Source organism: Azospirillum sp. 11R-A (assembly GCF_049472615.1).
Lineage (GTDB): Bacteria > Pseudomonadota > Alphaproteobacteria > Azospirillales > Azospirillaceae > Azospirillum > Azospirillum palustre.
In genome coordinates, this window is the sequence record NZ_JBCEBL010000024.1 from 86,964 (window position 1) to 112,500 (window position 25,537).

Annotated in this window: 22 protein-coding genes; 7 read left to right on the forward strand and 15 right to left on the reverse strand. The window is 68.6% G+C overall.

The genetic code is table 11. The features are described 5' to 3' along the window. Positions 1-126: 126 nt before the first annotated feature. Together VH569_RS26335 and VH569_RS26340 are read left to right on the forward strand one after the other, a co-directional pair. Positions 127-1,023 carry a LysR substrate-binding domain-containing protein gene (locus VH569_RS26335; protein ID WP_423319210.1) on the forward strand — a complete coding sequence of 299 codons (897 nt, stop codon included), beginning with the start codon at positions 127-129 and terminating at the stop codon, positions 1,021-1,023. A 175-nt stretch (positions 1,024-1,198) separates the two neighbouring features. Continuing rightward, entirely contained in the window at positions 1,199-1,393 is a 195-nt protein-coding gene (locus VH569_RS26340) for a hypothetical protein (RefSeq protein ID WP_376965176.1), read from the forward strand. Here the strand turns inward: VH569_RS26340 and VH569_RS26345 are convergent. Further along, entirely contained in the window at positions 1,341-2,300 is a 960-nt protein-coding gene (locus VH569_RS26345) for a YihY/virulence factor BrkB family protein (RefSeq protein ID WP_423319212.1), read from the reverse strand. The genes VH569_RS26340 and VH569_RS26345 overlap by 53 nt on opposite strands. Before the next feature lie 182 nt (positions 2,301-2,482). Here VH569_RS26345 and VH569_RS26350 point away from each other — a divergent pair, with 182 nt between their 5' ends. Then, complete coding sequence (locus tag VH569_RS26350; protein ID WP_423319214.1) at positions 2,483-3,256, forward strand: aspartate/glutamate racemase family protein; 774 nt, start codon at positions 2,483-2,485, stop codon at positions 3,254-3,256. On the opposite strand, the gene btsR is transcribed toward VH569_RS26350, so the two are convergent. The 5 genes from btsR to VH569_RS26375 all read right to left on the reverse strand — a co-directional run bounded on the left by btsR (position 3,231) and on the right by VH569_RS26375 (position 10,320). Then, positions 3,231-3,947 carry a two-component system response regulator BtsR gene (gene btsR, locus VH569_RS26355; protein WP_423319250.1) on the reverse strand — a complete coding sequence of 239 codons (717 nt, stop codon included), beginning with the start codon at positions 3,945-3,947 and terminating at the stop codon, positions 3,231-3,233. The genes VH569_RS26350 and btsR overlap by 26 nt on opposite strands. Before the next feature lie 8 nt (positions 3,948-3,955). Next, the gene (locus VH569_RS26360) at positions 3,956-5,653 is read right to left on the reverse strand and encodes a LytS/YhcK type 5TM receptor domain-containing protein (RefSeq protein ID WP_423319215.1); all 1,698 of its coding nucleotides are present in this window, start codon (positions 5,651-5,653) and stop codon (positions 3,956-3,958) included. Between the two features lie 113 nt (positions 5,654-5,766). Beyond that, on the reverse strand, positions 5,767-6,570 hold the full coding sequence (locus tag VH569_RS26365; RefSeq protein ID WP_423319216.1) for a polysaccharide deacetylase family protein: 804 nt from the start codon (positions 6,568-6,570) through the stop codon (positions 5,767-5,769). Between the two features lie 163 nt (positions 6,571-6,733). Continuing rightward, entirely contained in the window at positions 6,734-8,959 is a 2,226-nt protein-coding gene (locus VH569_RS26370) for a TonB-dependent siderophore receptor (RefSeq protein ID WP_423319218.1), read from the reverse strand. A 461-nt stretch (positions 8,960-9,420) separates the two neighbouring features. Then, positions 9,421-10,320, reverse strand: coding sequence for a LysR family transcriptional regulator (locus VH569_RS26375; RefSeq protein ID WP_423319220.1), 900 nt, complete (start codon positions 10,318-10,320; stop codon positions 9,421-9,423). A 106-nt stretch (positions 10,321-10,426) separates the two neighbouring features. On the opposite strand from VH569_RS26375, the gene VH569_RS26380 reads away from it, so the two are divergent. Beyond that, complete coding sequence (locus tag VH569_RS26380) at positions 10,427-11,860, forward strand: aldehyde dehydrogenase family protein (protein WP_423319222.1); 1,434 nt, start codon at positions 10,427-10,429, stop codon at positions 11,858-11,860. Between the two features lie 98 nt (positions 11,861-11,958). Here the strand turns inward: VH569_RS26380 and VH569_RS26385 are convergent, their stop codons facing one another. The 4 genes from VH569_RS26385 to VH569_RS26400 form a co-directional block, all read right to left on the reverse strand. Beyond that, complete coding sequence (locus VH569_RS26385; RefSeq protein WP_423319224.1) at positions 11,959-12,876, reverse strand: ParB/RepB/Spo0J family partition protein; 918 nt, start codon at positions 12,874-12,876, stop codon at positions 11,959-11,961. Continuing rightward, positions 12,866-13,894: an AAA family ATPase gene (locus VH569_RS26390; protein ID WP_247879590.1), complete on the reverse strand. Its 1,029-nt coding sequence runs from the start codon at positions 13,892-13,894 to the stop codon at positions 12,866-12,868. Before VH569_RS26390 ends, VH569_RS26385 begins: the two co-directional genes overlap by 11 nt. Positions 13,895-14,022: 128 nt before the next feature. Then, positions 14,023-15,333: a hemolysin family protein gene (locus VH569_RS26395; protein WP_423319226.1), complete on the reverse strand. Its 1,311-nt coding sequence runs from the start codon at positions 15,331-15,333 to the stop codon at positions 14,023-14,025. A gap of 352 nt (positions 15,334-15,685) precedes the next feature. Next, positions 15,686-16,654 carry a cation diffusion facilitator family transporter gene (locus VH569_RS26400; RefSeq protein ID WP_423319227.1) on the reverse strand — a complete coding sequence of 323 codons (969 nt, stop codon included), beginning with the start codon at positions 16,652-16,654 and terminating at the stop codon, positions 15,686-15,688. A gap of 880 nt (positions 16,655-17,534) precedes the next feature. Here VH569_RS26400 and VH569_RS26405 point away from each other — a divergent pair. Beyond that, a complete protein-coding gene (locus VH569_RS26405) occupies positions 17,535-18,464 on the forward strand; it encodes a replication protein RepA (RefSeq protein ID WP_098735578.1) in 930 nt (309 codons plus the stop codon). A gap of 141 nt (positions 18,465-18,605) precedes the next feature. On the opposite strand, the gene VH569_RS26410 is transcribed toward VH569_RS26405, so the two are convergent. After that, positions 18,606-19,796: an HPP family protein gene (locus VH569_RS26410; RefSeq protein ID WP_423319229.1), complete on the reverse strand. Its 1,191-nt coding sequence runs from the start codon at positions 19,794-19,796 to the stop codon at positions 18,606-18,608. 163 nt (positions 19,797-19,959) lie between these two features. Between VH569_RS26410 and soxR the strand changes: the two genes are divergently transcribed. Together soxR and VH569_RS26420 are read left to right on the forward strand one after the other, a co-directional pair. Then, positions 19,960-20,415 (forward strand): redox-sensitive transcriptional activator SoxR, encoded by a 456-nt coding sequence (gene soxR, locus VH569_RS26415; RefSeq protein ID WP_377807633.1) that lies wholly within the window; start codon positions 19,960-19,962, stop codon positions 20,413-20,415. Positions 20,416-20,549: 134 nt separating this feature from the next. Further along, positions 20,550-21,743, forward strand: coding sequence for a D-alanyl-D-alanine carboxypeptidase family protein (locus VH569_RS26420; RefSeq protein ID WP_423319230.1), 1,194 nt, complete (start codon positions 20,550-20,552; stop codon positions 21,741-21,743). A 171-nt stretch (positions 21,744-21,914) separates the two neighbouring features. Here VH569_RS26420 and VH569_RS26425 read toward each other — a convergent pair whose 3' ends face one another. Genes VH569_RS26425 through VH569_RS26440 form a run of 4 tightly spaced genes read right to left on the reverse strand, consistent with a single transcriptional unit; the run spans position 21,915 to position 25,520 of the window. Continuing rightward, positions 21,915-22,652 carry a 2-keto-4-pentenoate hydratase gene (locus tag VH569_RS26425; RefSeq protein ID WP_423319232.1) on the reverse strand — a complete coding sequence of 246 codons (738 nt, stop codon included), beginning with the start codon at positions 22,650-22,652 and terminating at the stop codon, positions 21,915-21,917. Next, on the reverse strand, positions 22,649-23,749 hold the full coding sequence (locus VH569_RS26430) for a LacI family DNA-binding transcriptional regulator (protein ID WP_423319234.1): 1,101 nt from the start codon (positions 23,747-23,749) through the stop codon (positions 22,649-22,651). The genes VH569_RS26425 and VH569_RS26430 overlap by 4 nt, the downstream gene beginning before the upstream one ends. Positions 23,750-23,761: 12 nt before the next feature. Further along, positions 23,762-24,700, reverse strand: coding sequence for a 2-hydroxyacid dehydrogenase (locus tag VH569_RS26435; protein ID WP_423319235.1), 939 nt, complete (start codon positions 24,698-24,700; stop codon positions 23,762-23,764). A 31-nt stretch (positions 24,701-24,731) separates the two neighbouring features. Continuing rightward, positions 24,732-25,520, reverse strand: a complete 789-nt coding sequence (locus tag VH569_RS26440) for an amino acid ABC transporter ATP-binding protein (protein WP_423319236.1) — start codon at positions 25,518-25,520, stop codon at positions 24,732-24,734. Positions 25,521-25,537 lie beyond the last annotated feature (17 nt).

Below are 25,537 nucleotides of genomic sequence, written 5' to 3' on the forward strand. Positions count from 1 at the left end.
CCACAGGCATTGCCCGGCTGGTCTGAATGGGCAGGCAGGGTATACCCGTGACGATTCATCGACTAGTATGGTTTGAATCACGAATATCGTCAGTTTTCCTCACGGGTTTGCCCTCAAGGATCGCCCATGCGCCGCCTTCCTCCGCTGAACGCCCTGCGCATCTTCGAGGTCGCGGCCCGCACCGGCAGCTATGCCGAAGCCGGGGCCGAACTCGGCCTCACCCATGGCGCGGTGAGCCGGCAGATCGCCGCGCTGGAAAGCTGGCTCGGGCAGAGGCTGTTCACCAAGGAGGGGCGCCGCATGGTGGCGACGCCGATGGCGCGGATTTTCGCGTCCGAGGTCGGGCTGTCCTTCGACCGGCTGGCCGTCGCGGCGGAAGCCTGCGGCCGGCCCGACGCGCGGCGCATCCTGCGGGTCAGCGCCCCGACCAGCTTCGCGATGCGCTGGCTGATCCCGCGGCTCGGCCGCTACCATGCCGGACATCCGCAGGTCGAGGTGGCGGTCACGACGGTGTCGACCGTGCTGGAGGAGCTGCGCGGCGGCGTCGACGTGGCGATCCGGCGCGGTGCCGCGCGGGAGCATGTGTGGCCCCAGCACCGCGTCGTTCCGGTGCTGGACGATGTGGACACGCTGATCATGAGCCCGGCGCTGTTCGCGCGGCGGCCGATCCACAAGCCCACCGACATCGAGGGGCACACGCTGCTCGCCAGCGAAACCCGTCCGGGCGATTGGACCGGCTGGCTCGAAGCGGCGGGGCTCCAGCATCTTGCCGGTCATCCCCGCCAGATATTCGATCATTTCTTCGTCACCCGTCAGGCGGTGGAGGACGGGCTCGGCATCGGGATCGGCCCGCTGCCGATGCTGGACATCGACATCGCCAACGGCAAGCTGATGACGCCGCTACCGGACATCCGGGTTCCGAGAACGGGATACGTGGCGCTGGTTCCACCCCAGGCCGATGCGGGGAAGCTGGTCGCCGGTTTCGTCGACTGGCTGGTCGGCGAGGCGCAGGGAGCGGTGTGACGGGCCGGGCCGGCGCAAGGCCCCCGGCGGCATGGCCCCAAAACCGCTCGAGGCCCGGAATGCGCCGCTCGGGCCGACAGAGCGCCGCTCGCCGGAAAGCGGCCCGGCGCGGGCGGCAACGGCGCTAGGGTGGGACGTCCCACAATGCCGCGCCGGCTTTCGCCAGAGATCTCCGATGACCGAGTCCTGCCCCCGTACCCCCCTGCGCAAGGCGCTTGCCAACCTGCGCCGCCTGTTCAACGACGACAGCTACGACCGCTACCGCGAGGCCCAGGCCCGCCTCGCCCCGGACGAGCCGCCGCTCGACCCGCGGTCCTTCAAGGCGCGGCAGATCCTGATGACTCTGGGACGGGGCTGCTGCGGACGGTAGCCCCCTCCCCCGGGCCGGGGGCTGGGGCGGGACCGGCCTCGGGCTTCAGTCCGGGAAGCCGCGCCCGGCTGCCGCTGCGTTCCGAATAGGCGCGGGTCAGCTCCGCCCCGAACAGGAAGATGACCGCCGAATAATAGACCCACAGCAGGATCAGCACGAAGGAGCCGGCCGCGCCATAGACCGACACCACGCCGCTGGTGGCGATGTAGAAGCCGATCAGGAATTTTCCCACAGCGAACAGGAAGGCGTTCACCGCCGCCCCCAGCCAGACGTCGGCCCAGCGGATGTAGGCGTCGGGCAGGATGCGGTAGATCAGCGCGAACAGGCCGGTCAGCACCGTCCAGGACACCAGCACGTCGAACAGCCACAGCAGCGACGGCATCGCCGGCAGATAGGCCGAGGCCCAGCGGCCGGCCGCCGCCAGACCGGCGCTGACCACCAGCGAGACGATCAGCAGGAAGCCGATGGCGCCGATCAGCGCCAGCGCCTTCAGCCGCACCCGCACCAGCCAGGTGATGGTCGATTCCTGGGGGGCCGCCACCCGCCAGATGCGGTTCAGCCCGGCCTGAAGCTCGACGAAGACGGTGGTGGCGCCGACCAGGATGGTGCCGATGCCGATGACGCTGGCGACGATGCCGGTCTCCTTCGCGCCGGCCCGCGCGATCAAATCCTGCAGGGTTTCGCCGGCATCGTGCCCGACCAGCGTCGTCAGCTGGTCGACCAGCGCGCCGCGCGCCGCCTCGTCGCCGAACACCAGCCCGGCCAGCGCGATCACCAGGATCGCCAGCGGCGCCAGCGAGAAGATGGTGTAGAAGGCGATGGAGGCCGCCATGCTCATCGCGTCGTCGTTCATCCAGCCATAGGCCGCATCGACGACGATCGCCCATCCCCTTCGCACACTGCCCATCGCCCCCTCCCGTCCCGCACCGTCTCCCCCGGTAACACCGGCGGCGGCCATTCGGTCATGGTCGGGGGCCCAAAGCGCCCGTTTCATCCTGCCCTACCCGCCCGACGGGTCTCCATGATAGGAAGGAGGAAGCAGCGGCGAGCGGCCGTTGAACAGGTGAACGGCAGGCCGAAACCTGTTTCATGCTGTTCCAAACGTTCCATCCGAAGCCAGGACAGGAGACCCGCCCGGTGTCGCAGAAGGTGATCGGCCTGATCGGGGGCATGAGCTGGGAAAGCTCCGCCGAATATTACCGCATCGTCAACGAAGGCGTCCGCGACCGGCTGGGCGGTCTGCGCTCGGCCCGCTGCCTGATGTGGTCCTTCGACTTCGCCGAGGTCGAGGCGTTGCAGCATGCCGGCCGCTGGGACGACGCCACCGCCCTGATGATCGACGCCGCCCGCCGGCTGGAGCGCGGCGGCGCCGACTTCCTGCTGATCTGCACCAACACCATGCACCGCATGGCCGCCGAGGTGCAGGCCGCCGTCGCCATCCCGCTGCTGCACATCGCCGACCCCACGGCCGAGCGCATCCGAGCATCCGGCCATCGCCGCGTCGGGCTGCTCGGCACCGCCTTCACCATGGAGCAGGACTTCTACAAGGGCCGGCTGGCCGAGCGCCACGGGCTGGAGGTTCTGATCCCCGACGAGGCCGACCGCGCCATCGTCCACCGCATCATCTACGAGGAACTGGTCCAGGGCCGGGTCGAGGCGGCGTCCCGTCAGGCCTACCGCGAGGTGATCGCCCGGCTGGTCGAGCGCGGCGCCGAGACGGTCATCCTCGGCTGCACCGAGATCATGCTGCTGGTGAAACCGGAGGACAGCGCCGTCCCGCTGTTCGACACCACCGCCATCCATGCCGAAGCGGCGGTGGAACTCGCCATCGCCGGCTTCACCCCATCCCCAGCCGTTCCTTGAGCGCACCCAGGAAGCGCCTGCTGACCGGGACCGCATGGCCGCCGGTGGTCTGGATTTCCGCCAGCCCGCCATCGGCGAAGCGGATTTCCCGGATGCGGTCCGGATTGACCAGATGCTGGCGGTGGCAACGGAACAGCGGGCTCTTCTCCTGGATGGTGTGGAGCGTCAGCTCGGTGAAGCGCTCCTGCCCGTCCTCCCCCACCACATAGACGCCGGCGGGGCGGGAGACGACATACTCGACATCGGCCAGCTTCATCAGGGTGATGCGGTTGACCCCGGTGCAGGGAATGTGGCGCAGCTCCGCCGCCCCCGGCAGGACCGACAGCTCCTGCGGCGCATGCTGGCGGCGCAGCCGCTGCAACGTCTTCGCCAGCCGCGCCGGATCGGCCGGCTTCAGCAGATAGTCGAAGGCGTGCTCCTCGAAGGCCTGGACGGCATACTCGTCGTGGGCGGTCAGGAAGACGATGCGCGGCATCCGCTCGGGATCGAGCATGCTCAGCATCTCCAGCCCGCTGACCCGCGGCATCTGGATGTCGAGGAAGACCACGTCGGGCGCCTGCCGGTTGATGGCGCCGATGGCCTCGATGGCGTTGGCGCATTCGCCGACGATGCGGATGTCGGAGGATTCCTCCAGCAGGCGTCGCAGTTCCTCGCGCGCCAGCGGTTCGTCATCGACGATCAGGACGTTCATGGCAGCCGTCATGCGGGCACGGTCTCTTCAAGAGGCAGGCGCAAAGTGACGCGGGTGAAGGCATCCGGCTCGCAGGCGACCGAGACGCCGTACTCCTCACCGTAGCGGTTGCGGATGCGGCGGTCGACGATGGTCATGCCCAGCCCGTCGCCGCCCGGCTTGGCCTCGAAGAGCCCGGCATTGTCCTCCACCGCCAGCAGCAGGTCGCCGCCGTCGCGTCGCGCCGCGATGCGCACCCGGCCGTCGCTGAGAAGCTGCGCGGTGCCGTGCTTGATCGCGTTCTCCACCAGCGGCTGGAGCGAGAAGGCCGGCAGCCGGGCGTGGCGCAGCTCGTCCGGCACCTCGATCTCCACCGCCAGCCGCCCGGTGAAGCGGGCCAGCTCGATCTGGAGATAGGCGCTGACATGCTCGACCTCGTCGGCCAGCGTCGCCATCTGGCTGGGGCGCTTCAGGTTCTTGCGGAAGAAGGTCGACAGGTTCTGCACCAGCTGGCGCGCCCGCTCCGGATCGTTGCGGATGACGGCGGAGATGGTGTTGAGCGCGTTGAACAGGAAATGCGGGTTCACCTGCGCATGCAGAAGCTTGATCTCCGACTGCGCCAGCAGCGCCTTCTGCTGCTCGTAGCGGCCGGCCAGGATCTGGTTCGACAGCAGGCGGGCCACGCCCTCGCCCAGCGTGCGGTTGATGGTGGAGAAGATCTTGGTCTTCGGCTCGTACAGCTTGATGGTGCCGATCACCCCGCCATCCTCGCCAACCAGCGGGATGACCAGCGCCGCCCCCAGCCGGCAGGCCGGGCTGATCGAGCAGCGGTAGGCCACCTCGTTGCCGTCGGCATAGATGACCTGATTGCTGGCGATGGCCTGATGGGTCTGCGGTGAGCTGATCGGCGTGCCCGGCAGATGGTGGTCGTCGCCCATGCCGATGAAGGCCAGCAGTTTTTCCCGGTCGGTGATGGCGACGGCGCCGACGCCGGTCTCCTCGAAGATGATGCGGGCGACGCGGGTGCTGTTCTCGCTGTTGAAGCCGCCGCGCAGCACCCCGTCGCAGCGCGCGGCGATCTTCAGCGCCTTGGCGGAAAAGGCGCTCGACTGCTTCTCGTCCAGCACCCGGCGCTCCAGCAGGATGCGCATGAACAGCGCAGCACCCAGGGTGTTGGCGACGATCATCGGCGCCGCCACCACCTCGACCAGATGCATCGCCGCCTCGAAGGGCCGGGCCACCGCCAGGATGATCAGCATCTGCACCACCTCCGCCACGAAGGTGACGGCGCCGACGCGCAGCGGGTTGAACAGCGGCTCGATCCGGCCCTGGCGCACCATGTGGCGGTGGACCAGCCCGCCGATCAGCCCCTCCGCCATGGTGGAGATGGCGCAGGCCAGCGCCGACATGCCGCCCAGCGAATAGCGGTGCAACCCGCCGGTCAGCCCGACCGCCAGCCCCACCGACGGCCCGCCGAAGATGCCGCCCAGCACGGCGCCGATGGCGCGGGTGTTGGCGATGCTGTCGTCGATGTGCAGGCCGAAATAGGTGCCCATGATGCAGAAGATCGAGAAGATCACGTAGCAGGCCAGCTTGTGCGGCCAGCGCACCGTCACATGGGTCAAGGGCAGGAACAGCGGCGTCCGGCTCAGCAGATAGGCGATCACCAGATAGACGCACATCTGCTGGAGCAGCGAGAGGACCAGGGTGAAGGGTTCGACAGGCATGGCGGTTTTCCCGGCAGCGGCCTTACGGGACCGGCGCTGCTCCGCGCCATCCTACACCGGCAGGGCGTCCCCGCCGATGGGACATCCTTGCATTCCTACCCTGGCACGGATACTCACCGCCGCCGCGGGGCCGGGTGCAGCAGGGCCAGTTCCGGGGTTACCGACTGCCGCATCGCCGCGTCCCATTCGGTCATGGTGACGAAGCGCAGGCCCTGCCTCTCCCCTTCCTCCAGGATCGCCGGCAGCGCCGCGACGGTCGCCGCCTTGGTGCTGTGCATCAGCACGACGGCGCCGGGCGCCAGCCGTTCGACGATGCGGTGGCGGATGATGTCGGGACCGGTGTCCTTCCAGTCCTGGCTGTCGGCGGTCCACAGCACCGTCGCCATGCCGTGCCGACGCGCCAGCGCCGTCAGCGCATCGTCCACGTCGCCATAGGGCGGCCGGAACCACGTCGCCGTCACCCCGACCGACGCCAGCGCCTTTTCCGCCTGCGCCAGGTTCCACTCGCGCTCGGCCGGCTTCAGGTCGGTGGTCATCGGGTGAGTCTGGGTGTGGCTGCCGACCTCGTTGCCGGAGGTGGCGACCATCCTGGCGATGTCGTGATGCTCCGGGATCTTGGCGCCGATGTAGAAGAAGGTCGCCTTCGCCCCATGCGCCCGCAGGATGTCGAGGATGTGCGGGTCGTTGCCGTCCGGCCCATCGTCGATGGTCAGCGCCACCACCCTGGCCGATGGCAGTGTCGGATCGACCTGGGCGAGGTCGAGGTCCGATCCGGGGATCAGATGCCGAGTCACGAAGGGAGCCGCCCCATGGGTGGCGGCATAGCTGCGCTGGCCGGACATCGCCGGTGCAGGCAGGCACAGCAGGGTTGCCGCCAGCCCGAGCGGCAGGACGGCGCGGCGGAACAGGGTCATCATCGCAAGGGGCACTTGGGAAAAGGTCGGAGCCAGCCGCCCCCTCGAAGGGGGTAGGGCCGGCGGAAGACCTGAGCTTTGCGCCCGCCCGCCGCGATGGACAAGCGATTTCTTGGGGACTTGCGGGGGTAGAGGCCGACCCGCCCCCACCCCCGCACAGCCGCCGTTACAGCTTGGCCCGCAGGGTCAGCAGCACGGTGCGCGGCTCGCCATAGATGTTGCCCGACTGCACGTTGTTGATGCGCTGGTAATAGGTGCGGTCGAACAGATTCTTGACGTTCACCGCCGCCGTCACCTTCTCGGTCACGTCATAGGCGACGCGGGCGTCCACCGTCGCATAGCCGCCCTGGGTCAGGCGGGCGCCGCCCAGCGACGGGAACTCGTTGTACATCGAGGTCTGGGCGGTGACGCCGCCGCCGACGCTCAGCCGGTCGTCGATGCTCTCGGGCAAGCGGTAGTTGGTCCACAGCTTGAACTGGTGCATCGGCGCGATGGCGGTGAAGGCGCTGCCGGAGTTGGCGCTGCTGTCCAGGCTCTTGGCGCGGGTGAAGGTGTAGCCGGCATAGGCGTCCCAGCCCGGCAGAATCTCGCCGGAGACGTCCAGCTCGAAGCCGCGGCTCTGCGCCTTGCCGCCGGAGATGTAGATCGACTGGTTGGGATAGCGCGGGTCGGACTGCGGCCGGTTCTCCTCCTCGATGTGGAAGACCGACGCGGTGGCGTGCAGCCGTCCGCCGAAGTAATCGGCCTTGACGCCGGCCTCGTACTGCCGGCCCTTCAGCGGCTCCAGCACCTTGCCGGACGCATCGACGAAGGATTGCGGCTGGTACATCTGCGTCACGCTGGTGTAGAGCGCGTAGGTGGAGTTGACCTCATAGACGAGGCCGGCATAGGGCGTGACCTTGCCGCGGACGGACGCGCTGCTCTCCGCGGTGCCCGCCAGCGCGTCGGCATCGACCTTGGTCTGCCACCAGTTCATCCGCCCGCCGACGATCAGCTTCAGCGGGTCGGCCAGCTTCAGGCGCAGGACGCCGTAGGTGCCCCAGCTGTCGGTGGTGGTCTTGGTGTCCCGCTGCCAGTTGCGCCAGGCCGGTTCGGGGGCGGAGGCGTTGGGGGCGAAGATGTTCTGCGTCACCGACCAGCTGCCGACCGGGTTGGCCGCGCGGTGGCGGAAGGTCCAGCGCTCGTAATTGGTGCCGACCGCCGCCTCGTGGGTCTGGCCGAACAGCCCGAAATTGCCGCTGGCCGACAGGTCGGCGCCGATCTGGTCCTGGTCGTAACGGACCTTCTGGGCGTAGAGCGTCGTCCGGTTCACCCCCGGCGTGACCGGGGAGTAGGCATAGGCCATCTTCCGGTCCATCTCGTTGTCGATGTAATGGGTGGCGAGCTTCACCGCCCAGCCATTGTCGAAGCGGTGCTCCAGATCGGCGAAGCCGCCCTTGGTGGTGAAGATGTCGCGGTTCCATTCCTCGCCCAGCGAGGTCGAACGGTCGACGTCGAGCAGCCGGAACTGCGGCTGTCCGTTCACCACCGTGGCATAGCCCGGCAGGTTCCAGGCGCCCTTGTAGCTCATGCGCTGGTACCAGGCGCCGGCGGTCAGGGTGGTGTCGGGCGTCAGGTCGGCGGCGATGCTGCCATAGGCGACCGCCCGGTCCTGTGTCGTCCAGTCCTGGAAGCCGTTGCGGTCCTGATAGGCGCCGACGAAGCGCCCGCGCAGGCTGCCGGACTGGTTCAGCGGCCCGGTGATGTCGCCTTCGCCGCGGTAGTTGGCATAGGAGCCGGCGGTCAGCTCGCCATAGCCTTCCAGCGTCTTCTTCGGCGTCTTGCGGACGAGATTGATCGCGCCGCCGGGGCCGCCCATGCCGTTCAGCAGCCCGGCCGGACCCTTCAGCACCTCCACCCGCTCATACATCGCCAGATCGGGCGAGGCGAAGATGCGGCTGTCCAGCGTGGTCGGCACGCCGTCGAACTGCAGGTTCGTCATCTCGAAGCCGCGCGAATAGAATTGCAGGCGGTTGCCGTCGATCAGCTCCACCGTGACGCCCGGCGTCTGCTTCATCGCGTCTTCGAGCGTGATGAGCTTCTGTTCCTCGATGCGCTCGCGCGGCATCGTGGTGACGGTCTGCGGCACCTCGCGCGGAGCGAGCGGCAGCTTGGAGCCGACGGTGGTCGGCGGGTTGGCGTCGCGCTGGCGGTCGGCGCCGACGTCGATGGTCGGCAAGGTCATCGCTCCGGACGACATCGCACCCGACGAGGCGGTGGTCCCCGTGTTCGTCGTCGCCTGCGCCAAGGCCAGGGCCGGCAGCAGCAGGGCTGCCGCCGCAACCGACGCCAGCAGGCGGACGCGCCCCCTGTTCTGTCTCCCAAGGCGTCCGGGCTGCCTGTCAATCGTCATTCCGATGATCCCCCATTCGTCACTGTGCCGATGTCAATTCACGGATTTGTTGGCTGCTTTATTGGCTGCGGCTCCGGCCGGTTCCCCCGGTCAAGGCCAGCGGGATGCGCACCCGCAAGACCGCGTCGCGCTTTCCTGCGTAGTGAGATTGATTCTTATTTGCAAGATGATTTGCGGTGAGCCAGCGTTCGGCCCGGCTGAACGGTGACGCCACCGATACCCGCGTGATGTGTGGCGTCTCCGCCCCTGCCCTGCCGCGTGCTCAACCCGGAGCCGGCACCCTCTGTGGTTGTTGCCCGCCCGTCGGCCGGCGGCAGTGGCGCACCATCATTATGCGAACGATTCTTACTTGTGGCGAAGGTGTTCCCCTGCCCGCCCCTCTCCGTCAGATGCGGGTCACGCTGGATCCGGTGCCTGCCGACCGGTAGGACGAGCGATGTGGGACGTCCCACATCATCCCGCTACCGCCGCCCGGCAAGCTCCCGCACCAGATCCACCAGCGCCCGCAGCCCCGGCGGCAGATGGCGCCGGCCTGAGTAGTAAAGACACAAGCCCGGAAACGGCTGCGTCCATTCCTCCAGCACGCGCAGCAGGCGGCCGGCGGCGATGTCCTCGGCGACATGCCATTCCGCCAGATAGCCAAGCCCGAGCCCGCCGCGGACCGCGTCGAGCATCAGGTCGGCATCGTCCAGGATCAGCGGCCCGGTACCGTCGATGGCGACCGCCTCGCCATGCCGCTCGAACTCCCAGCGATAGAGGGCGCCGCTCGGCAGGCGGCTGCGGATGCAGCGGTGCCCGGCGAGGTCGGCCGGCGTCTCCGGCAGGGTGCGGCCGGTGAAATACTCCGGCGTGCCGACGACCGCGAAGCGCAGGGCGGGGCCGAGCGGGATGGCGATCATGTCCTGCGGCACCTGCTCCGCCAGCCGCAAGCCGGCGTCGAAGCCCTCCAGCACGATGTCGACCAGCTTCCCTTCGGTGACGAGATCGACCGTCATCTCGGGATAGCGGCGCAGATACTCCAGAATGACCGGCTTCATGATCATCCGCGCGGCGCCGGCCGAGCTGTTGATGCGCAGCGTTCCGGCGGGGGCCAGCCGATGGTCGGACAGCCGGTCGATGGCGGCACGGATGTCGCGCAGGGCAGGGGCGGTGTCGGCGACGAACTGCTCGCCCGCCTGGGTCAGCGCCACGCTGCGCGTCGTGCGGTGGAACAGCCGCACCCCCAGCCGCTCCTCCAGCGCCGCGATGGCATGGCTGAGCGCCGAGCGCGACATCCCCAGCTCGGCCGCCGCGGCGCGGAAACCGCGATGCCGGGCAACCGCCTGCACGGCTTCCAGCTCCGCCAGTCCGGTCACACTCATTGTCCCGATCCGTTCACCGATGCATGCGGGATTGTCCACCTTATCACCCGGCGGCCCCTGTGCCACCTGAATGGCCGACACCCACTGACCGCTCCGGGAGAGCCCGATGCACGAGATCGACAGCATCTATATCGACGGCCGCTTCGTCACCCCGCATGGGACGGAGCTGTTCGACCTGCACAATCCGGCGACCGGCACCGTGACCGGCCGCGTCCGCCTTGCCGACGAGGAGGATGCGCACGCCGCCATCGCCGCCGCCAAACGCGCCTTCCCCGCCTTCTCCCGGACGGCCAAGGCGGAGCGCATCGCCCTGCTGCACCGGATGGGCGATGCCGTGGCCGCCCGGCGCGACGAGTTGCTCGACGCCGTGATCGAGGAATATGGCGCCCCGGCCTCACGCGCCGGCTTCATGGTCGATCACCCGGTGAACGCCTTCCGCGAGACCGCCGCCCTGCTCGCCGACTACCCCTTCGTCCGCCGGATGGGCACGGCGGAGGTCAGGATGGAGCCACTCGGCGTCGCCGGGCTGATCACACCGTGGAACAGCAATGCCGGCTTCATCTGCGGCAAGCTCGCCACCGCCATCGCCGCCGGCTGCACCGCGGTGATCAAGCCCAGCGAGATGAGCGCCCGCCAGACGCAGATCGTCACCGAGGCGCTGCATGCCGCCGGTCTGCCGCCCGGCTTGGTCAACATCGTGACCGGCCGCGGCGACCGGGTGGGGGCGGCGATCTCCAGCCACCCCGACATCGCCAAGATCTCCTTCACCGGCTCCACCGCCACCGGCAAGGCGATCCTGCGCGCGGCGGCCGACAGCTTGAAACGCGTCACGCTGGAGCTGGGCGGCAAATCGCCGACGATCATTCTCGACGATGCCGACCTGTCGCGGGCGATCCCGCTGGCGGTCAGCGCCGCCTTCATGAACAGCGGGCAGGCCTGCATCGCCGGCACCCGCCTGCTGGCTCCGCGCAGCCGCCTCGCCGAGATCGAGGCGCTGACCAAGGCGGCGGTCGAGGCGGTGCGCACCGGCGACCCGCGCGATCCGGCCACCAGTGTCGGCCCGATGGTCAGCCGGACCCAGTGGGAGCGGGTGCAGCGCTACATCCGCATCGGGGGGGAGGAGGGCGCCGTCCTGCTGGCCGGCGGGGAAGGGCGGCCGGAGGGCCAACCGGAATTTTCCGGCGGCTGGTTCGTGCGGCCGACCCTGTTCACCGGCGTCCGCAACGACATGATCATCGCGCGCGAGGAGATCTTCGGCCCGGTCCTCTCCATCATCCCCTATCGCGACGAGGAGGAGGCGGTCGCCATCGCCAACGACACCGTCTACGGCCTCCAGGCCTATGTGCTGGCCGGCGACACCGCCCGCGCCCGCCGGGTGGCCGACCGCATCGTTGCCGGCCGGGTGCTGATCAACAGCCTGGCCCACGATCCGAAGGCGCCGTTCGGCGGCTTCAAGCAATCCGGCATCGGTCGCGAATATGGCAGCTTCGGCCTCGACGCCTTCCTGGAACCCAAGTCGCTGCTGGGGGAGGGCGTTTAGAATCTGTCTGATGTTTATCGAAGCATCAGACAGATTCTAAGCTTTTGGTTTTCCGTGTGATTCACGCTTCAAGCGATTCCGCTTGAACCGATCACACTCTAGACGCCCTCGTCCAGAATGGCGTCGATCTCGGCCCGCAGCCGCAACAGCCGGTCGCGGTTGTCGGGGTCGAGATGGCGGCGCTGTTCGCGCACCACCGCCACGTCGCGCAGGATGCGCTTCACGCTGGCCTGCAAGGCCCGCACCGCCTCCTTCGCATCCGGCTCCTGGGCCGGCGCATCGTCCGCGGCGCCGCCCTGGGCATGATCGCGCTTGGCCTGCCGCACCGCCTTGACGCTGGCGCCCTCCTTGGCCCGCTTCCACAGCCCGGCCTGCAACCCGGCGGGAGCGGCGGCGATCTCGATCATCACGGAGCGGGAGACGTGGGCGAACCCGGTCGCATACTCCTCTCGGATTTCCGCCGGCAGTCCCATGATCGCCAGCAGCTTGGTCACGTCGGTGCGGTCGCGCCCGACGACGGCGGCCAGCTCGTCATGGGTGTAGCCGTGCTTGTCGATCAGCCGGGCCAGCGCCGCCGCATATTCCACCGCGTTCAAATCGACGCGCTGGACATTGTCGATCAGCCCGATCTCGTCCGGATCGCCGGAGGTCAGGATGGCGAAGACCGTCTTGCGGCCCAGCATCTCGTGCGCACGAACCCGCCGCTCGCCGCCGATCAGCAGATACTCGCCCTGGGGCAGGGGACGCACCAGGACCGGGTTCTGAAGCCCGTGCCGCTCGATGGAGGAGGCGAGGCCGCGCAGCTCCGCCTCGTCGAAATGGCGGCGGGGCTGGTCGGGGTTGCGGTGGACGCGGGCGAGGTCCAGCTCCACCACATGCGGGAAGCCGGCCGAGGTGCCGAACAGCCGGTCGCTGCCCACCGTCAGCCCGCCGGCCATGCCCCCCATCGCGGCGCCCGCAGGCTCGGCCGCAGTGCCCAGCAGCTCGCGGGTCTTGCGTTCGAACTTACGCGACATGGGTCGTCTCCCGGTTCTGGGCATAGGCGCGGATCTGGCGCGCCACCTCGCGGAAGGTCTCGGCCCCCGGCGCCTTGGGATCGCCGGCCAGCGTGATCATGCCGGCCGCCGCCGCCTTGCCATAGACGGTGGCGCGCGGGATGGGATCGAAGACCGGCACCTGACCGGCGTAGGATTCGTGCAGTTCCTGCAACGTCGCGCGGTCCTGGGTCAGCCGGTCGTTGTACATGGTCGGGATGATGCCGGCGATGCGCAGGGCCGGGTTCACCCGGCGGCGGATGCGGCCGATGGTGTCGACCAGCCGCTTGACGCCCAGCAGGGCCAGCGCCTCCGTCTGCACCGGCACCACCACCAGCTCCGCCGCCGACAGGGCGTTGGCGGTCACCAGCCCCAGATTGGGCGCGCAGTCCATCACCACGAAATCGTAGGAGTGGCGCACCTCGTCCAGCTTCTCGCGCAGGATCAGCCCGCCGGTGGAATCGGCGGCCAGCTCCACGTCGGCATCGGCCAGCGACAGCCCGGCCGGCGCCAGATCCAGCCCGCTCTCCGTCGTCGGCATGATCACCGAGGTCAGCGGCTCTTCCGAGCGCAGCACATAATAGAGTGTCTTGCGCTGCTGCTCCAAGGCGACGATGGCGGCGTTGCCGATGCCGACATGGACGGTGGCGTTGCTCTGGGAATCGCAGTCGATCAGCAGAACCCGCGCCCCGCCCTCGGTCAGGGCATAGGCGAGGTTGACGGCGGTGGCGGTCTTGCCGACGCCGCCCTTCTGGTTGGCGACCGCCAGATATGTCGCGGAGCGCGGCCGTTCGTCCGCCTTGTGGCGGGTCAGGAAATCGACGAGCTGCTGCGGGATGCGTTCCGCCCCGCTTTCCCAGCGGCTGATCCGCGCCTTGGTATAGCTGCGGCCGAGCTGCCCGTTCAGCCAGTCGGCGAACTGCGTCTGGTTCTCGCCGCGGCGCTCGCGCAACTGGCGCATCTCGTCGCCCCCGCCACCCATCGACCGCACTCCCGTCATTCAGCTTGGACTCCGCCCCCCATCGGCGGCCGGGCGGAGTCTGAGCAAGTTGCCGGAACTTTGTCAATGGAGCCCGTGCGGAGTTGCAACAACAAATGCACCCCCGCGCCGCCGGTGGGCGGTGGACCTCACTCCTCCGTGTCGGCCGGCTGCTCGACCCTGGGCATCACCAGCACCTTGTCGATGCGGCGGCCGTCCATGTCGACCACCTCGAAACGGACGCCGTTCCACTCGAACCACTCGCCGGCCTGCGGCACATGGCCCAGCCGGTGCAGCACCAGACCCGCCAGCGTGTGGAAGTCGCCGGCATCGCGCAGGCCGCGCACGCCGACGGTGTCCTCGAACTCGTCCACCGGCATCCAGCCCTCGACCAGCCAGGAACCGTCCTCGCGCCGGATCGCCGCGGTCTCCACCGCCTCGCCGGCTTCCGGCAGGTCGCCGGCGATGATCTCCAGGATGTCGGTCAGGGTGACCAGCCCTTCGATGCTGCCATACTCGTCGACGACCATCGCCAGATGGTGGCCGGAGTTCTTCATCAGGTCGAGCAGCTTCAGGATCGGCGTGCCGTCATGCACCACCAGCGGCTTGGCGGCCCCGGCCTCCAGATCGAAGGGGCGGCCCTGGACGACGGCGCCCAGCAGGTCGCGGGTGTGGACGACGCCGACCAGCTCGTCGAGCGTGCCGCGGCACACCGGATAGCGGGAATGGCCGAAGCTGCGGATCGCCTCCAGCAGTTCGGCCTGCGGCTTGCCCGGATCGAGCCAGGCGACGTCCGGGCGGGGGACCATGATGCTGCGCACCGTGCGGTCGGCCAGCCGCAGCACGCCGTCGATCATCTCCTTCTCGGCCGGGGCGAAGACGCCCGACTCGGTGCCCTCGGAGATCATCGAGCGGACCTCCTCCTCGGTGACCGTCTCCTCGCGGGCGCCATGCAGGCCGAGCAGCCGCAGCAGCAGGTCGGTGGAGGCGCCGAGCAGCCAGACGAAGGGGCCGGCGATGCGGGACAGCGCGCGCATCGGCGGCGCGATGAGGGCGGCGATCCGCTCCGGGTTCTTCAGGGCGATGCGCTTCGGGATCAGCTCGCCCAGCACGATGGACAGATAGGTGATGACCACCAGCACGCCGCCGACGCCGAGGATCTCGCCCTTCCCGGCCAGGGCGGGGAAGCCGTCCAGCCACTGGCCCAGCCGGTCGCCCAGCGTGGCGCCGCCATAGGCGCCGGCGACGACGCCGACCAGCGTGATGCCGATCTGGACGGTGCTGAGAAAGCGGCTCGGCTCCTCGATCAGCCGCAGCGCCGTCCGGGCTCCACGGTCGCCCTGGTCGGCCAGATGCTGGAGCCGGGCCTTGCGCGAGGAAACGACGGCCAGTTCGGACATGGCGAACACCCCGTTGAGGAGCGTCAACGCGACGATGATGGCGATCTCAAACGAGAGCATCGAAGGATTCCTTGGAAAAATGGGCATGAGTCGTCGCGCGGCCGGCGCCTGGGGCACCCCGCGTTCGACAGAACAGGTGACGATAAGAAGAGCCGGCAGCGTAATGCGCGTCAGGCATCGGTCGGGCCGTGCACCAGGCCGGGCAGCATGGGGGCGACCGGATCGCTCATGCAGAAAGATATGGATACGCCGCGGGCGACCGGAGATCCGATCCCCCGCGGCCATCTGGGGCCGCTTGGCGAAGTGTTCATCGGGTCCCCGCCTGCCGGGCAGGGCTGCTCCATCCTGATTGCGCTCCGCCCGGCATGTGGTGTCGGTTCGGCCTTTTGCAAGATTTGGCCTTTTGCAAGGTTCAGCCGTCTGCAAGGTTGGGCCGGTCGCCGGCCGCCCGCACCTCGGTGAAGACGCGGCGGATTTCCGGGAAACGCTCCTTCACCCGGCGTTCGATGCGGGCCAGCGTCCGCTCCACCTCACCGGCGCTGACCTCGTCCCGCACATCCAGGCTGAGATTGACGATCACCACCTTGGGGCCGAGATGGATGGTCAGCACCTCGTTCACGTGATCGACCGCCTCCTCCTCCCGCACCAGGGCGCGCACCCCATGCACGAGGTCGGGGCGGGCGGCCTCGCCGATCAGCAGGCTCTTCGTCTCATAGGCGAGGAAGGCGGCGGTGGCGGCCAGCACCAGCCCGATCAGGATCGACCCGACGCCGTCATAGACCGGCTGGTCCAGCAGCAGATCCGCCGACAGGCAGGCGGCGGCGACGATCAGCCCGACCAGGGCGGCGCTGTCCTCGAACAAAACGATGAAGACGGTCGGGTCCTTGCTGGCATGGACGGTCTCGAACACGCCGGCCTCGCCGCGGTCAGCGTTGAAGGCGCGCAGCGCCACCACCCAGCTGATCGCCTCCATCACGAAGGCGACGCCCAGCACGACGAAGTTGATCCAGGCGGACTCCACCGGCTGCGGATGGAGGATCTTCTCCACCCCTTCATAGATGGAGACCACCGCACCGCCGGCGAAGATCACCAGCGCCACGACGAAGGTCCAGAAATATAGCTCGCGCGCGTAACCGAAGGGGTGGCGCTCGTCGGGCAGCTTCTTCGACCGCTTCAGCCCGACCAGCATCAGCGCCTCGTTCCCGGTATCGACCAGGGAATGGACCGCCTCGCTCAGCATCGACGCGCTGCCGGTGATCAGCGCCGCGACGAACTTGGTGACGGTGATCGCCAGATTGGCCGCGATGGCGGCAAGGACGACCTTCCCCGACTCCCCGTCTTCCATCTCATTCGCCAATGCCGCACCAGATGTTCCGGCCATTGCATCCCGCATCCTGTCGCCCCCCTCCGGCCAGTCAGGCCCCAGGGCAAGGAAACTCCGCCACGCTCGGCCTGTTCCCTGGCGCCCTGTTTCCTGGCGGCCAGAATCCTGAACCTTGGTGACGCTTCGAGGGCACGGGGACCGGTCCGGGTTTGAACTTTGGTGACGCCGACAGCCGGACCGACTCGGCGTGACTCCTGAACTTTGGTGACGCTGGGCGCTTGCGGGGTTTGAACTTTGGTGACGCTCCGGGCCTCGACTCGACGTGGATTCGACTCGATCAGGCGTTTGAACTTTGGTGACGCCCGGACTGTGGGAAGCGATGACGGGTGGTGGAGCGAACGTCGCCTCACCTCCTCCACCAGCCCCGCAAAGGCATGTTTCTAGTAACATCAAACACTTGATGGGATTTCGCCTGGATCCCCGCCTTCGCGGGAACGATGGAAAGCGCATGACCTTCAATAGGCAACAGGCCGGACAAAGGGCGTGCAGCCCGTCACTCCGCCCATCTCAGCCGCCTGGAATCCTTGAACTTTGGTGACGCTCCACAGCCGGCGAAGACCGACTCCGGCCTCGAATCGACAAGGCCAGCGTCACCAAGGTTCAAGCAGACAGCCCGTTCCCTGCCGCGATTCGTCCACAGACGCCTGAGTCCTCCCCATGAACTCTGGTGACGCCCGGCTTGAACTGTGGTGACGCGACTCGGACTTATCCCCTGAACTTTGGTGACGAATCTAATAGTTGATTCCAAATAGGTTCCAAATAGCCTGCGTCACCAAGGTTCAAATTGCCTTCGGCGCGATCCGGGGTGTTGTATCTGGCAGGTTCGGTCATCGGCCCGTCACAGGACGGTCACGCTGGCCAAAAGCTGGAGGTCGGCATGGGCAGCATTCATCGTTTGATCGAGACACACGGACGCGACGGCGCGCTGGCCCTCGTTTCGGACGAGGAACGGCCGCTGATCGACATCGCGGCGGCGGTCCAGGCAGCGGAAAACGGCAAGCTCGGCATCACCTATGCCGGATTCTGCCAGACCGCGCTGCCGCACCGCCAGCTTCCCGACGACCAGCATTGGGAACGGCCCGGCCACAAGGTCAAGCTGGTCATCCAGCCCGGCGTGATCGAGGACCGCAACGGCGTCACCCGCCGAATCGGCGTTCCCTACGGCAGCCGGGCGCGCATGATTCTGCTCTATCTCCAGACCCGTGCGATTCAGACCGGGAATCCGGAGGTCGAGCTTGGCGGCTCCATGCATGACTGGCTGAAGCGCATGGACATTCCGATCTGCGGCAAGGCCTATCGGGACGTGGAGGATCAGGCGGCGCGCCTGTCGGCCTGCCACCTGACCTTCTTCACCGACGCCGACGGCGGCCGCCGGCAGAGCAAGGAATCGATCGTCGCCGACGCCATCCAGCTGCGCCGGCCCGACGACCGCCAGGGCACCCTGTTCACCGAGACGGTGCGGCTCAGCGACAGCTTCTTCAAGGCCTTGCGCGAACACCCGGTTCCGGTGGCGGAAGAGGCGCTGAAGGCGATCAGCGGCAAGTCGATGGCGCTCGACGTCTATATCTGGCTGGCCTACCGCCTGCACTCGCTGGACAAGCCGACGCCGATCACCTGGGCGGCGCTGCATGGCCAGTTCGGCGCCGGCTATGCCCTGGTCCGCCAGTTCAAGACCAAGTTCATCCCGAATCTGAAATACGCCATGGCCGCCTATCCGGACGCCCGTGTCGAGGAATCGGGCGAAGGGCTGATCCTCCACCCGTCGCGTCCGCCGATCAACGAGCGGGTGGTTGCGCGCATCGCCTGATGCCATTCCGATTCTTGAACTTTGGTGACGCGGGCCGCTCCGATTCTTGAACTCTGGTGACGCCCCACCCTTCGGACTACGCCTTTCGGACTCCCGTCACCAGAGTTCAAGAATCGCCGCTGACGCACCTCGGCCGAGCCGTTACGCCCGGCCCGCCGTCACATCGCGCAGGTAACCGCGGGGCAGGGCATCGTTCAGCCCATCGACCCCGGTCTGCACCGCGCGGGCGAGCGCGGTTCGGGCCAGCACCACCAGCAGGTCGGTCTGGGTGATCATTCCCAGCACGCGCCGGTTCTGGTCGACGATCACCACATCGTGGGTGCGGCCGTCGGACAGCCGGCCGAGCAGAGCGAAGACCGGGGTGTCGGGCAGCTCGGTCGCCGCCGGCGCCATCACGGTGGCGACCCGCGATCCATGGTGCAGGGCGTCGCCATGCGACAGCTGCTCGTGCCCGACGATGCCGACCACGGCATTCTGCGCATCGACCACCGGCAGGGTGCGGAAGCCGTGCTCCAGCAGCCGGGCGCGGGCCAGCTGGGGATGGGTGTCCGGCGTGACGGTGACGAGGTCGCGCGACATGATCTCGCGGCAGGTGATGTCGGCATGCAGCCGCTCCAGCGCGTGCAGCTCGGCATTGACCAGCAGGGCGCCCAGGTCGTCGCGGCTGACGTCCAGCGTCTCGGCCAGCGTGCGCAGCGCGCCGTCGACATCGCCCTGGGTCAGGCCGGGGCGCAGCTGCGGCGGCGGATCGTTGGTGCGGTGGGTGTTGACCGCCTTGTGCGGATAGCGGTGGCCGGACAGCCGGTGGAACATCAGCCCGGCGGTCAGCAGCAGGATGGAGTTCACCGCAACGGGGAAGAAGGCGAACTTGATGCCCATCTCGGTCACCGCCGGCCCGCCCAGCACCGCGGTCAGCGCTGCGGCGCCGCCGGGCGGATGCAGGCAGCGGGTCAGCGACATGGTGGCGATGGCCAGCGCCACCGCGGCGGCCCCGGCCAGCATCGGGTCGGGGATGACGGCGGCGACCAGCACCCCGACGATGGCCGACAGCGTGTTGCCGCCGACAATCGACCAGGGCTGGGCCAGCGGGCTGGCCGGCACGGCGAAGAGCAGAACGGCCGACGCCCCCATCGGCGCCACCAGGACCGGCGCGCTCGACATGTAGGTCAGCATGTTGCGGCAGAGCAGTCCCGTCGCGGCAATGCCCAGCAGCGCGCCGCAGCAGGCGATCATGCGGTCGCGCAGCGTGGCGCCGGGCAGGATCGGCCGGAACACCACCGCACCCAAGCCCGCCAAGCGCTCGCGCAGGGCGGCAAGCTTTCCCCTGGTCATTCGGTCCCCAATCCCCTAGTCCAAATATCTGATTGCCCAACCGGCACTTTGCCCATTCCTGCGGCAAAGTCGGGGCAGGCTAAAACCTCAACAGAACTTGAGGTCAAGCGGAAAAGCCGCCAGACTGGCGGGACGGAGGGTTGCAGGAGAGGGGAGGGCCGGAATGCTGTCACCGGAGGAGTACGACAAGGACCTGACGGTGGGGGAGGTGGCGCGCCGGTCAGGCGTGGCGGTCTCGACCATCCATTTCTACGAGGCGCAGGGGCTGATCCGGAGCTGGCGCAATCCCGGCAACCAGCGCCGCTTCTCCCGCGACGTGCTGCGCCGTGTGGCGGTCGTCAAGGTGGCGCAGCGGCTGGGCATCTCGCTCGCCTCCATCGCCGACGCGCTGAACGCCCTGCCGGAGGACCGCACCCCGACCACCGCCGACTGGCGTCGCATGTCGGAGCGCTGGCGGGAGGAGCTGGACGACCGCATCGCCAAGCTGACCAAGCTGCGCGACAATCTGGACGGCTGCATCGGCTGCGGCTGCCTGTCGATCCGCGACTGCCCCCTGCGCAATCCGTGGGACGAGCTTGGCGACGGCGGCGCCGGGCCGCGGCTGCTGGATCCTGCCTGAATTCCCGGCCTGACCGTTCGGCTCCCCACATTAAAATTGGGGGCCATACGAAAATAAGGGGTGAAGCCGGCGCGGCGATGGTCCATGGAAACGGCCTTCGCAAGACCCATCCGTCGCCTCAGGGGATCCACAGGGTGATCGTCGTCAATCCGCGGCCGCGCACCGAAGGCCGTTCCGCCGCACTGCTGTGCCGGCTGTCCATTCGCCATCTGGCCGGCTGCCTGTCGCTCGCCGCCGCCATGCTGCTGTCCGCCCCGGCACTCGCGCTGTCCCAGCCGGACACCGCGGCCAAGCAGGCCTATCTGGTCGATCTCTCCAGCGGTGATGTGCTGCTGGACAAGAACGGGACGGTGCGCATGGCGCCGTCCTCGATGACCAAGATGATGACGGCCTATCTGACCTACGACGCGCTGGTCCATGGCCGGACGACGCTCGACACCAGTTTCCCGGTCAGCCAGACCGCCTGGAAGATGGGCGGCTCGCGCATGTTCCTGAAGCTGGGCAGCGCGGTGCGGGTGGAGGATCTGCTGCGCGGCCTGCTGATCGACAGCGGCAACGACGCCGCCGTGGCTCTGGCCGAGGGGCTGGCCGGCAGCGAATCCGCCTTCGCCGGGATGATGAACGCCAAGGCGCGCGAGTTGGGGATGGCCGACAGCCATTTCATGAACGCCAGCGGCTGGCCGGATCCGGGCCACTACACCACCGCCCGTGATCTGGCGACCCTGGCCACCCACCTGATCCGCGATTTTCCGCAGTTCTACCACTATGAGTCGGAGCGGAACTTCGCCTGGAACGGCATCCGCCAGGGCAACCGCAACCCGCTGCTCTACCACCCCGTCAGCGTCGACGGCATCAAGACCGGCCACACCGAGGTCGGCGGCTACGGCCTGACCGCGTCGGGGGAGCGCAACGGGCGCCGTCTGGTGCTGGTGGTCAACGGCCTGCCCAGCCCGCAGGCCCGCAACGACGAGCCGACCCGGCTGCTCGATTGGGCGTGGAACAGCTTCAAGCTCTATCCCCTGCTGCGCAAGGGCGAGCTGGTGGAGCAGGCGCCGGTGTGGATGGGCGAGGAGGACAGCGTTCCGGTGACGGTCGCCGACGACGTCACCGTCACCCTGGCGCCGGCAGACCGCAACAGCCTGCATGTCGTCGCCACCCTGGCCGAACCGCTGCCGAGCCCGGTCCATCGCGGCGACGTGGTCGGCCGGCTGCGCATCGACTATGACGGCGCCGTCCGCCGGCAGGTCGATCTGGTCGCCGGTGCCGACGTGCCGGCCTCCAGCGGCCTGACCGCGCTCGGCCAGCGGCTGGGGCATCTGCTGCCGTGAGTGGCGGCTCCCTCTCCCGTCCCGGGAGAGGGAAGGGGCCCGCCGCGAAGCGGTGGGAAGGGTGAGGGTGGTGCAAGGAACCATGCGCTCCTTGATTCTTGACCAACCCCTCACCCTCCCCACTTCGTGGGTCCCCTCCCTCTCCCGGGGCGGGAGAGGGCTTTACCCCCCTCAGTCGACCTTCAGCGTGATGGTGCCCATGGTGCCGTAGCGGGCAACCGAGCGGCTGCCCGGCTCGACGAAGATGGTGCCGGTGCAGGAACCGGTGGTCACCACCTCGCCCTCATGCAGGCCGCCGAAGCTGCGGGCGCCGACATTGGCCATCCACACCAGCAGGCGGACCGGATCGCCGGCGCTGTTGCCGCCGACGACGTCGACCTTGGTCTCGCCGTCGATCTCCAGCGTCACCGTTTCCTTCACCGGATCGAGCGCGCGCCAGTCGGCGATGGCCGGCCCGACGATCAGGGCGCCGTGGTTGAACTGGTCGGCCATGTGGCTCAGCCGATCCTGGCTGCCGAAACCGGCGAAGCGGGTGTCGACGATCTCCCAGGCGGGATGAACCGAGGCGACGGCGGCCAGAACCTCTTCCCGGCTGTAGGGCTGCTCGCGCACCGGCAGGTCGCGGGCGAAGCGGTAGGCGATCTCCGCCTCCACGCCGATGGCCTGGAACAGCTTGGCCGGGAGATGGTCGGTGTTTTCGAAGACGGTGGCGGCGTTGATCGGCGCGCGGAACGGCTCGGCGTCGGGCGTGGCGGCGCCGACCTTCCAGGCGGTGACGGGACCCAGGCGGCGGGCGACGGCGTCCTGGATCTCGTAGGCCTCCGCTTCGGTGGCGGGGCGGTTGTCCAGCCCGGTCAGCCACTGGCGGGTCTCGCGCGCCTCGATCAGGGCCTCGACGGTATCGGTCATGACAAATCTCTGTGATGGAGGGAAGGGGAGGGAGCGGCGCCAGGGGAGCCACAGGATTGGCGGACGACCAGCCGGCTCGGCAGGATGATCCGCTCGGGCGGGCCCTGCGGGTCGGCGATCCGGCGCAGCAGCAGCCGGGCGGCCTCCTGCCCGATCTGCCTTGCGGAGGTGGCGACGGTGGTCAGCGCCGGCCGGCTGAGCGCCGCTTCCGGCACGTCGTCGAAGCCGGTGACGGCCAGATCGCGCCCGGCCCGCAGGCCGCGCGCCTCCAGCCCCAGCATCAGCCCGAGCGCCACCACGTCGTTGTAGCAGAGCGCCGCCGTGGGTGTCTGCGGCCTATTCAGCAGATCGTCGGCGATCCCGGCACCCGACCGCCGGGTCAGCGGGCAGCGCAGCACCAGATCGTCGGCCAGCCCGTGCCGCCGCATCGCCGCGGTGAAGCCGGCATGGCGGCCGGCGTAGGCGGAATGATCCAAGGTGCCGCCGACGAAGGCGATCCGCCGATGGCCCAGCGCGACGAGATGATCGATGACCGTCTCGATGCCCGCCTGATAATCGACCCCGGCATAATCCCGCCCCCGGCCGGACTCCAGGCTGTCGGGGACGAAGCGCAGCGCCTGGACGCAGGGCAGCCGCCAGCCGTCCAGCCGGTCGAGCAGCCCGCTGTCCGTTCCGGCGGCCGGGCAGAGGATCACCCCGTCGACATTGTGCTCCCGCATCCGTTGCAGGAAGCGGTCCTGACGCTCCGGCTGCTCGGCGGTGTTGGCGATGAAGGCGACGAAGCCTTCGGTGTCCAGCACATCGTCGACCCCCGCCGTCAGCTCGGCATAGAAGGGGTTGTTCAGTTCGCAGACCAGCAGCCCGACCGTCTGGGTGCGGGCGGCGCGCAGGTTGGCGGCGCCGCGGTTGTAGATGTAGCCCAGCGCCGCCATGGCGGCCTGGACGCGCTCCCGCGTTTCCGCCGCCACCAGCGGGCTGCCGCGCAGCACCAGCGACACGGTCGAGCGCGACACCCCGGCATGGCCGGCGACCTCCGTCAGGGTGACGCTTCCCGGCTTCTCGCCGCCCGGCTTTTCTCTATCGCGCGGCCCGGCCACGGCGGGGGCGCCTCACACCACGGCGGTCGGCAGTGGCCGGCCGGCGAAGAAGGCCTCCAGATTGTCGAGCACCAGCTGGCCCATCGCCGTCCGCGTTTCCACCGTGGCGCTGGCCTGATGCGGCTGGAGCACGACGTTGTCGAGGGCGTAGAAGCCCTCCGGCACGTTCGGCTCATCGGCGAAGACGTCCAGCGCGGCGCCACCGATCCGGCCCTCGGTCAGAGCCGCCAGCAGCTCCGGCTCGTCCACCACGCTGCCGCGCGCGACATTGACCAGCAGCCCTTCCGGCCCCAGCGCGTCGAGCACGGCGCGGCCGACCATGTTGCGGGCATCCGCCCCGGCCGAGGCGGCGACCATCAGGATGTCGCTCCCCCGCGCCAGATCGACCGGCGAGGCGACGAAGCGGTAGGACACGCCGTCGCGCGGCTTGCGGTTGGTGTAGGCGATGGTCATGCCGAAGGCCTCGGCGCGCTTGGCGATGGCCTCGCCGATGCGGCCCAGACCCAGCACGCCCAGCTTCTTGCCGCTGACCTTGCGGGCGAGCGGCAGCTTGCCCGTCGGCCATTGCCCGGCGCGGACGAAGCGGTCGCCCACCATCATCCGGCGCGACCCGGCGATCATCAGCCCGATGGCGAGATCGGCCACATCGTCGGTCAGCACGTCCGGCGTGTTGCTGACGCGCACGCCGCGGCCGCGGCAATGCTCCAGATCGACCGCATCGGTGCCGACGCCGTTGATGGCGACGATCCCGAGAGTGGGCAGGGCATCGACCACCGCGTTCTTCACGCCGGTCCCGCCACCGGTGACGACGGCACGCACCCGGTCGCCGACCTCGGCGATCAGCCGGTCGCGATCCGCAGCGGCGGACAGGCGATGGACGGTGTAGGCCGCATCCAGACCCTGCTCGACGGCGGGCATCATGGGTTCGATCAGCAGGATTTCGGGCTTCATAGCAATTCGTCCTTGATGGAACAGAAGACTCTCAATGGGCCAGGATCTGGCCGAGGAAGCTCCGCGTCCGCTCCGATTTCGGCGCGGTGAAGAACTCCTCCGGCGTGTTCTGCTCGACGATCTCGCCGCGGTCCATGAAGATGACGCGGTGGGCGACCGATTTGGCGAAGCCCATCTCGTGCGTCACGCACAGCATGGTCATGCCGTCCTCGGCCAGGCCGATCATGGTGTCCAGCACTTCCTTGACCATTTCGGGGTCAAGCGCGGAGGTCGGCTCGTCGAACAGCATCACCTTCGGGTTCATGCACAGCGACCGCGCGATGGCGACGCGCTGCTGCTGGCCGCCCGACAGCTGGCCTGGGTATTTGTCGGCCTGTTCGGGGATGCGCACCCGCTCCAGATAGCGCATGGCGGTGGCCTTCGCCTCGGCCTTGGTGGTGCCGCGCACCTTCAACGGCGCCAGCATGCAGTTCTCCAGCACGGTCAGGTGCGGGAACAGGTTGAAGCTCTGGAACACCATGCCGACCTCGCGCCGGACCATGTCGAGCTGGCGGTGGTGCGGACCGAGTTCGACGCCGTTGACGGTGATCCGGCCCTTCTGGTGGCGTTCCAGCTGGTTGATACAGCGGATCAGGGTCGATTTGCCCGATCCGGACGGGCCGCAGATGACGATGCGCTCGCCCCGGTGGACCTCCAGGTCGATGTCCTTCAGCACCTGGAACTGATCGTACCATTTCTGGACGCCTTCCATGCGGATGACGACATCCGCGCCCATCGCAGGCGCTGTGCCGTTGCGCGTCGGTTCGGTCGCCAGTGCCATGGTCCTGTCCTCCACCG

What these genes read in the sequence shown, in the direction of transcription:
- VH569_RS26335 (WP_423319210.1), top strand. Translation starts at nt 127, where the DNA reads ATGCGCCGCCTTCCTCCGCTGAACGCCCTGCGCATCTTCGAGGTCGCG.
- VH569_RS26340 (WP_376965176.1), top strand. Translation starts at nt 1,199, where the DNA reads ATGACCGAGTCCTGCCCCCGTACCCCCCTGCGCAAGGCGCTTGCCAAC.
- VH569_RS26345 (WP_423319212.1), bottom strand. Translation starts at nt 2,300, where the DNA reads ATGGGCAGTGTGCGAAGGGGATGGGCGATCGTCGTCGATGCGGCCTAT.
- VH569_RS26350 (WP_423319214.1), top strand. Translation starts at nt 2,483, where the DNA reads ATGCTGTTCCAAACGTTCCATCCGAAGCCAGGACAGGAGACCCGCCCG.
- btsR (WP_423319250.1), bottom strand. Translation starts at nt 3,947, where the DNA reads ATGAACGTCCTGATCGTCGATGACGAACCGCTGGCGCGCGAGGAACTG.
- VH569_RS26360 (WP_423319215.1), bottom strand. Translation starts at nt 5,653, where the DNA reads ATGCCTGTCGAACCCTTCACCCTGGTCCTCTCGCTGCTCCAGCAGATG.
- VH569_RS26365 (WP_423319216.1), bottom strand. Translation starts at nt 6,570, where the DNA reads ATGATGACCCTGTTCCGCCGCGCCGTCCTGCCGCTCGGGCTGGCGGCA.
- VH569_RS26370 (WP_423319218.1), bottom strand. Translation starts at nt 8,959, where the DNA reads ATGACGATTGACAGGCAGCCCGGACGCCTTGGGAGACAGAACAGGGGG.
- VH569_RS26375 (WP_423319220.1), bottom strand. Translation starts at nt 10,320, where the DNA reads ATGAGTGTGACCGGACTGGCGGAGCTGGAAGCCGTGCAGGCGGTTGCC.
- VH569_RS26380 (WP_423319222.1), top strand. Translation starts at nt 10,427, where the DNA reads ATGCACGAGATCGACAGCATCTATATCGACGGCCGCTTCGTCACCCCG.
- VH569_RS26385 (WP_423319224.1), bottom strand. Translation starts at nt 12,876, where the DNA reads ATGTCGCGTAAGTTCGAACGCAAGACCCGCGAGCTGCTGGGCACTGCG.
- VH569_RS26390 (WP_247879590.1), bottom strand. Translation starts at nt 13,894, where the DNA reads ATGACGGGAGTGCGGTCGATGGGTGGCGGGGGCGACGAGATGCGCCAG.
- VH569_RS26395 (WP_423319226.1), bottom strand. Translation starts at nt 15,333, where the DNA reads ATGCTCTCGTTTGAGATCGCCATCATCGTCGCGTTGACGCTCCTCAAC.
- VH569_RS26400 (WP_423319227.1), bottom strand. Translation starts at nt 16,654, where the DNA reads ATGGCCGGAACATCTGGTGCGGCATTGGCGAATGAGATGGAAGACGGG.
- VH569_RS26405 (WP_098735578.1), top strand. Translation starts at nt 17,535, where the DNA reads ATGGGCAGCATTCATCGTTTGATCGAGACACACGGACGCGACGGCGCG.
- VH569_RS26410 (WP_423319229.1), bottom strand. Translation starts at nt 19,796, where the DNA reads ATGACCAGGGGAAAGCTTGCCGCCCTGCGCGAGCGCTTGGCGGGCTTG.
- soxR (WP_377807633.1), top strand. Translation starts at nt 19,960, where the DNA reads ATGCTGTCACCGGAGGAGTACGACAAGGACCTGACGGTGGGGGAGGTG.
- VH569_RS26425 (WP_423319232.1), bottom strand. Translation starts at nt 22,652, where the DNA reads ATGACCGATACCGTCGAGGCCCTGATCGAGGCGCGCGAGACCCGCCAG.
- VH569_RS26435 (WP_423319235.1), bottom strand. Translation starts at nt 24,700, where the DNA reads ATGAAGCCCGAAATCCTGCTGATCGAACCCATGATGCCCGCCGTCGAG.
- VH569_RS26440 (WP_423319236.1), bottom strand. Translation starts at nt 25,520, where the DNA reads ATGGCACTGGCGACCGAACCGACGCGCAACGGCACAGCGCCTGCGATG.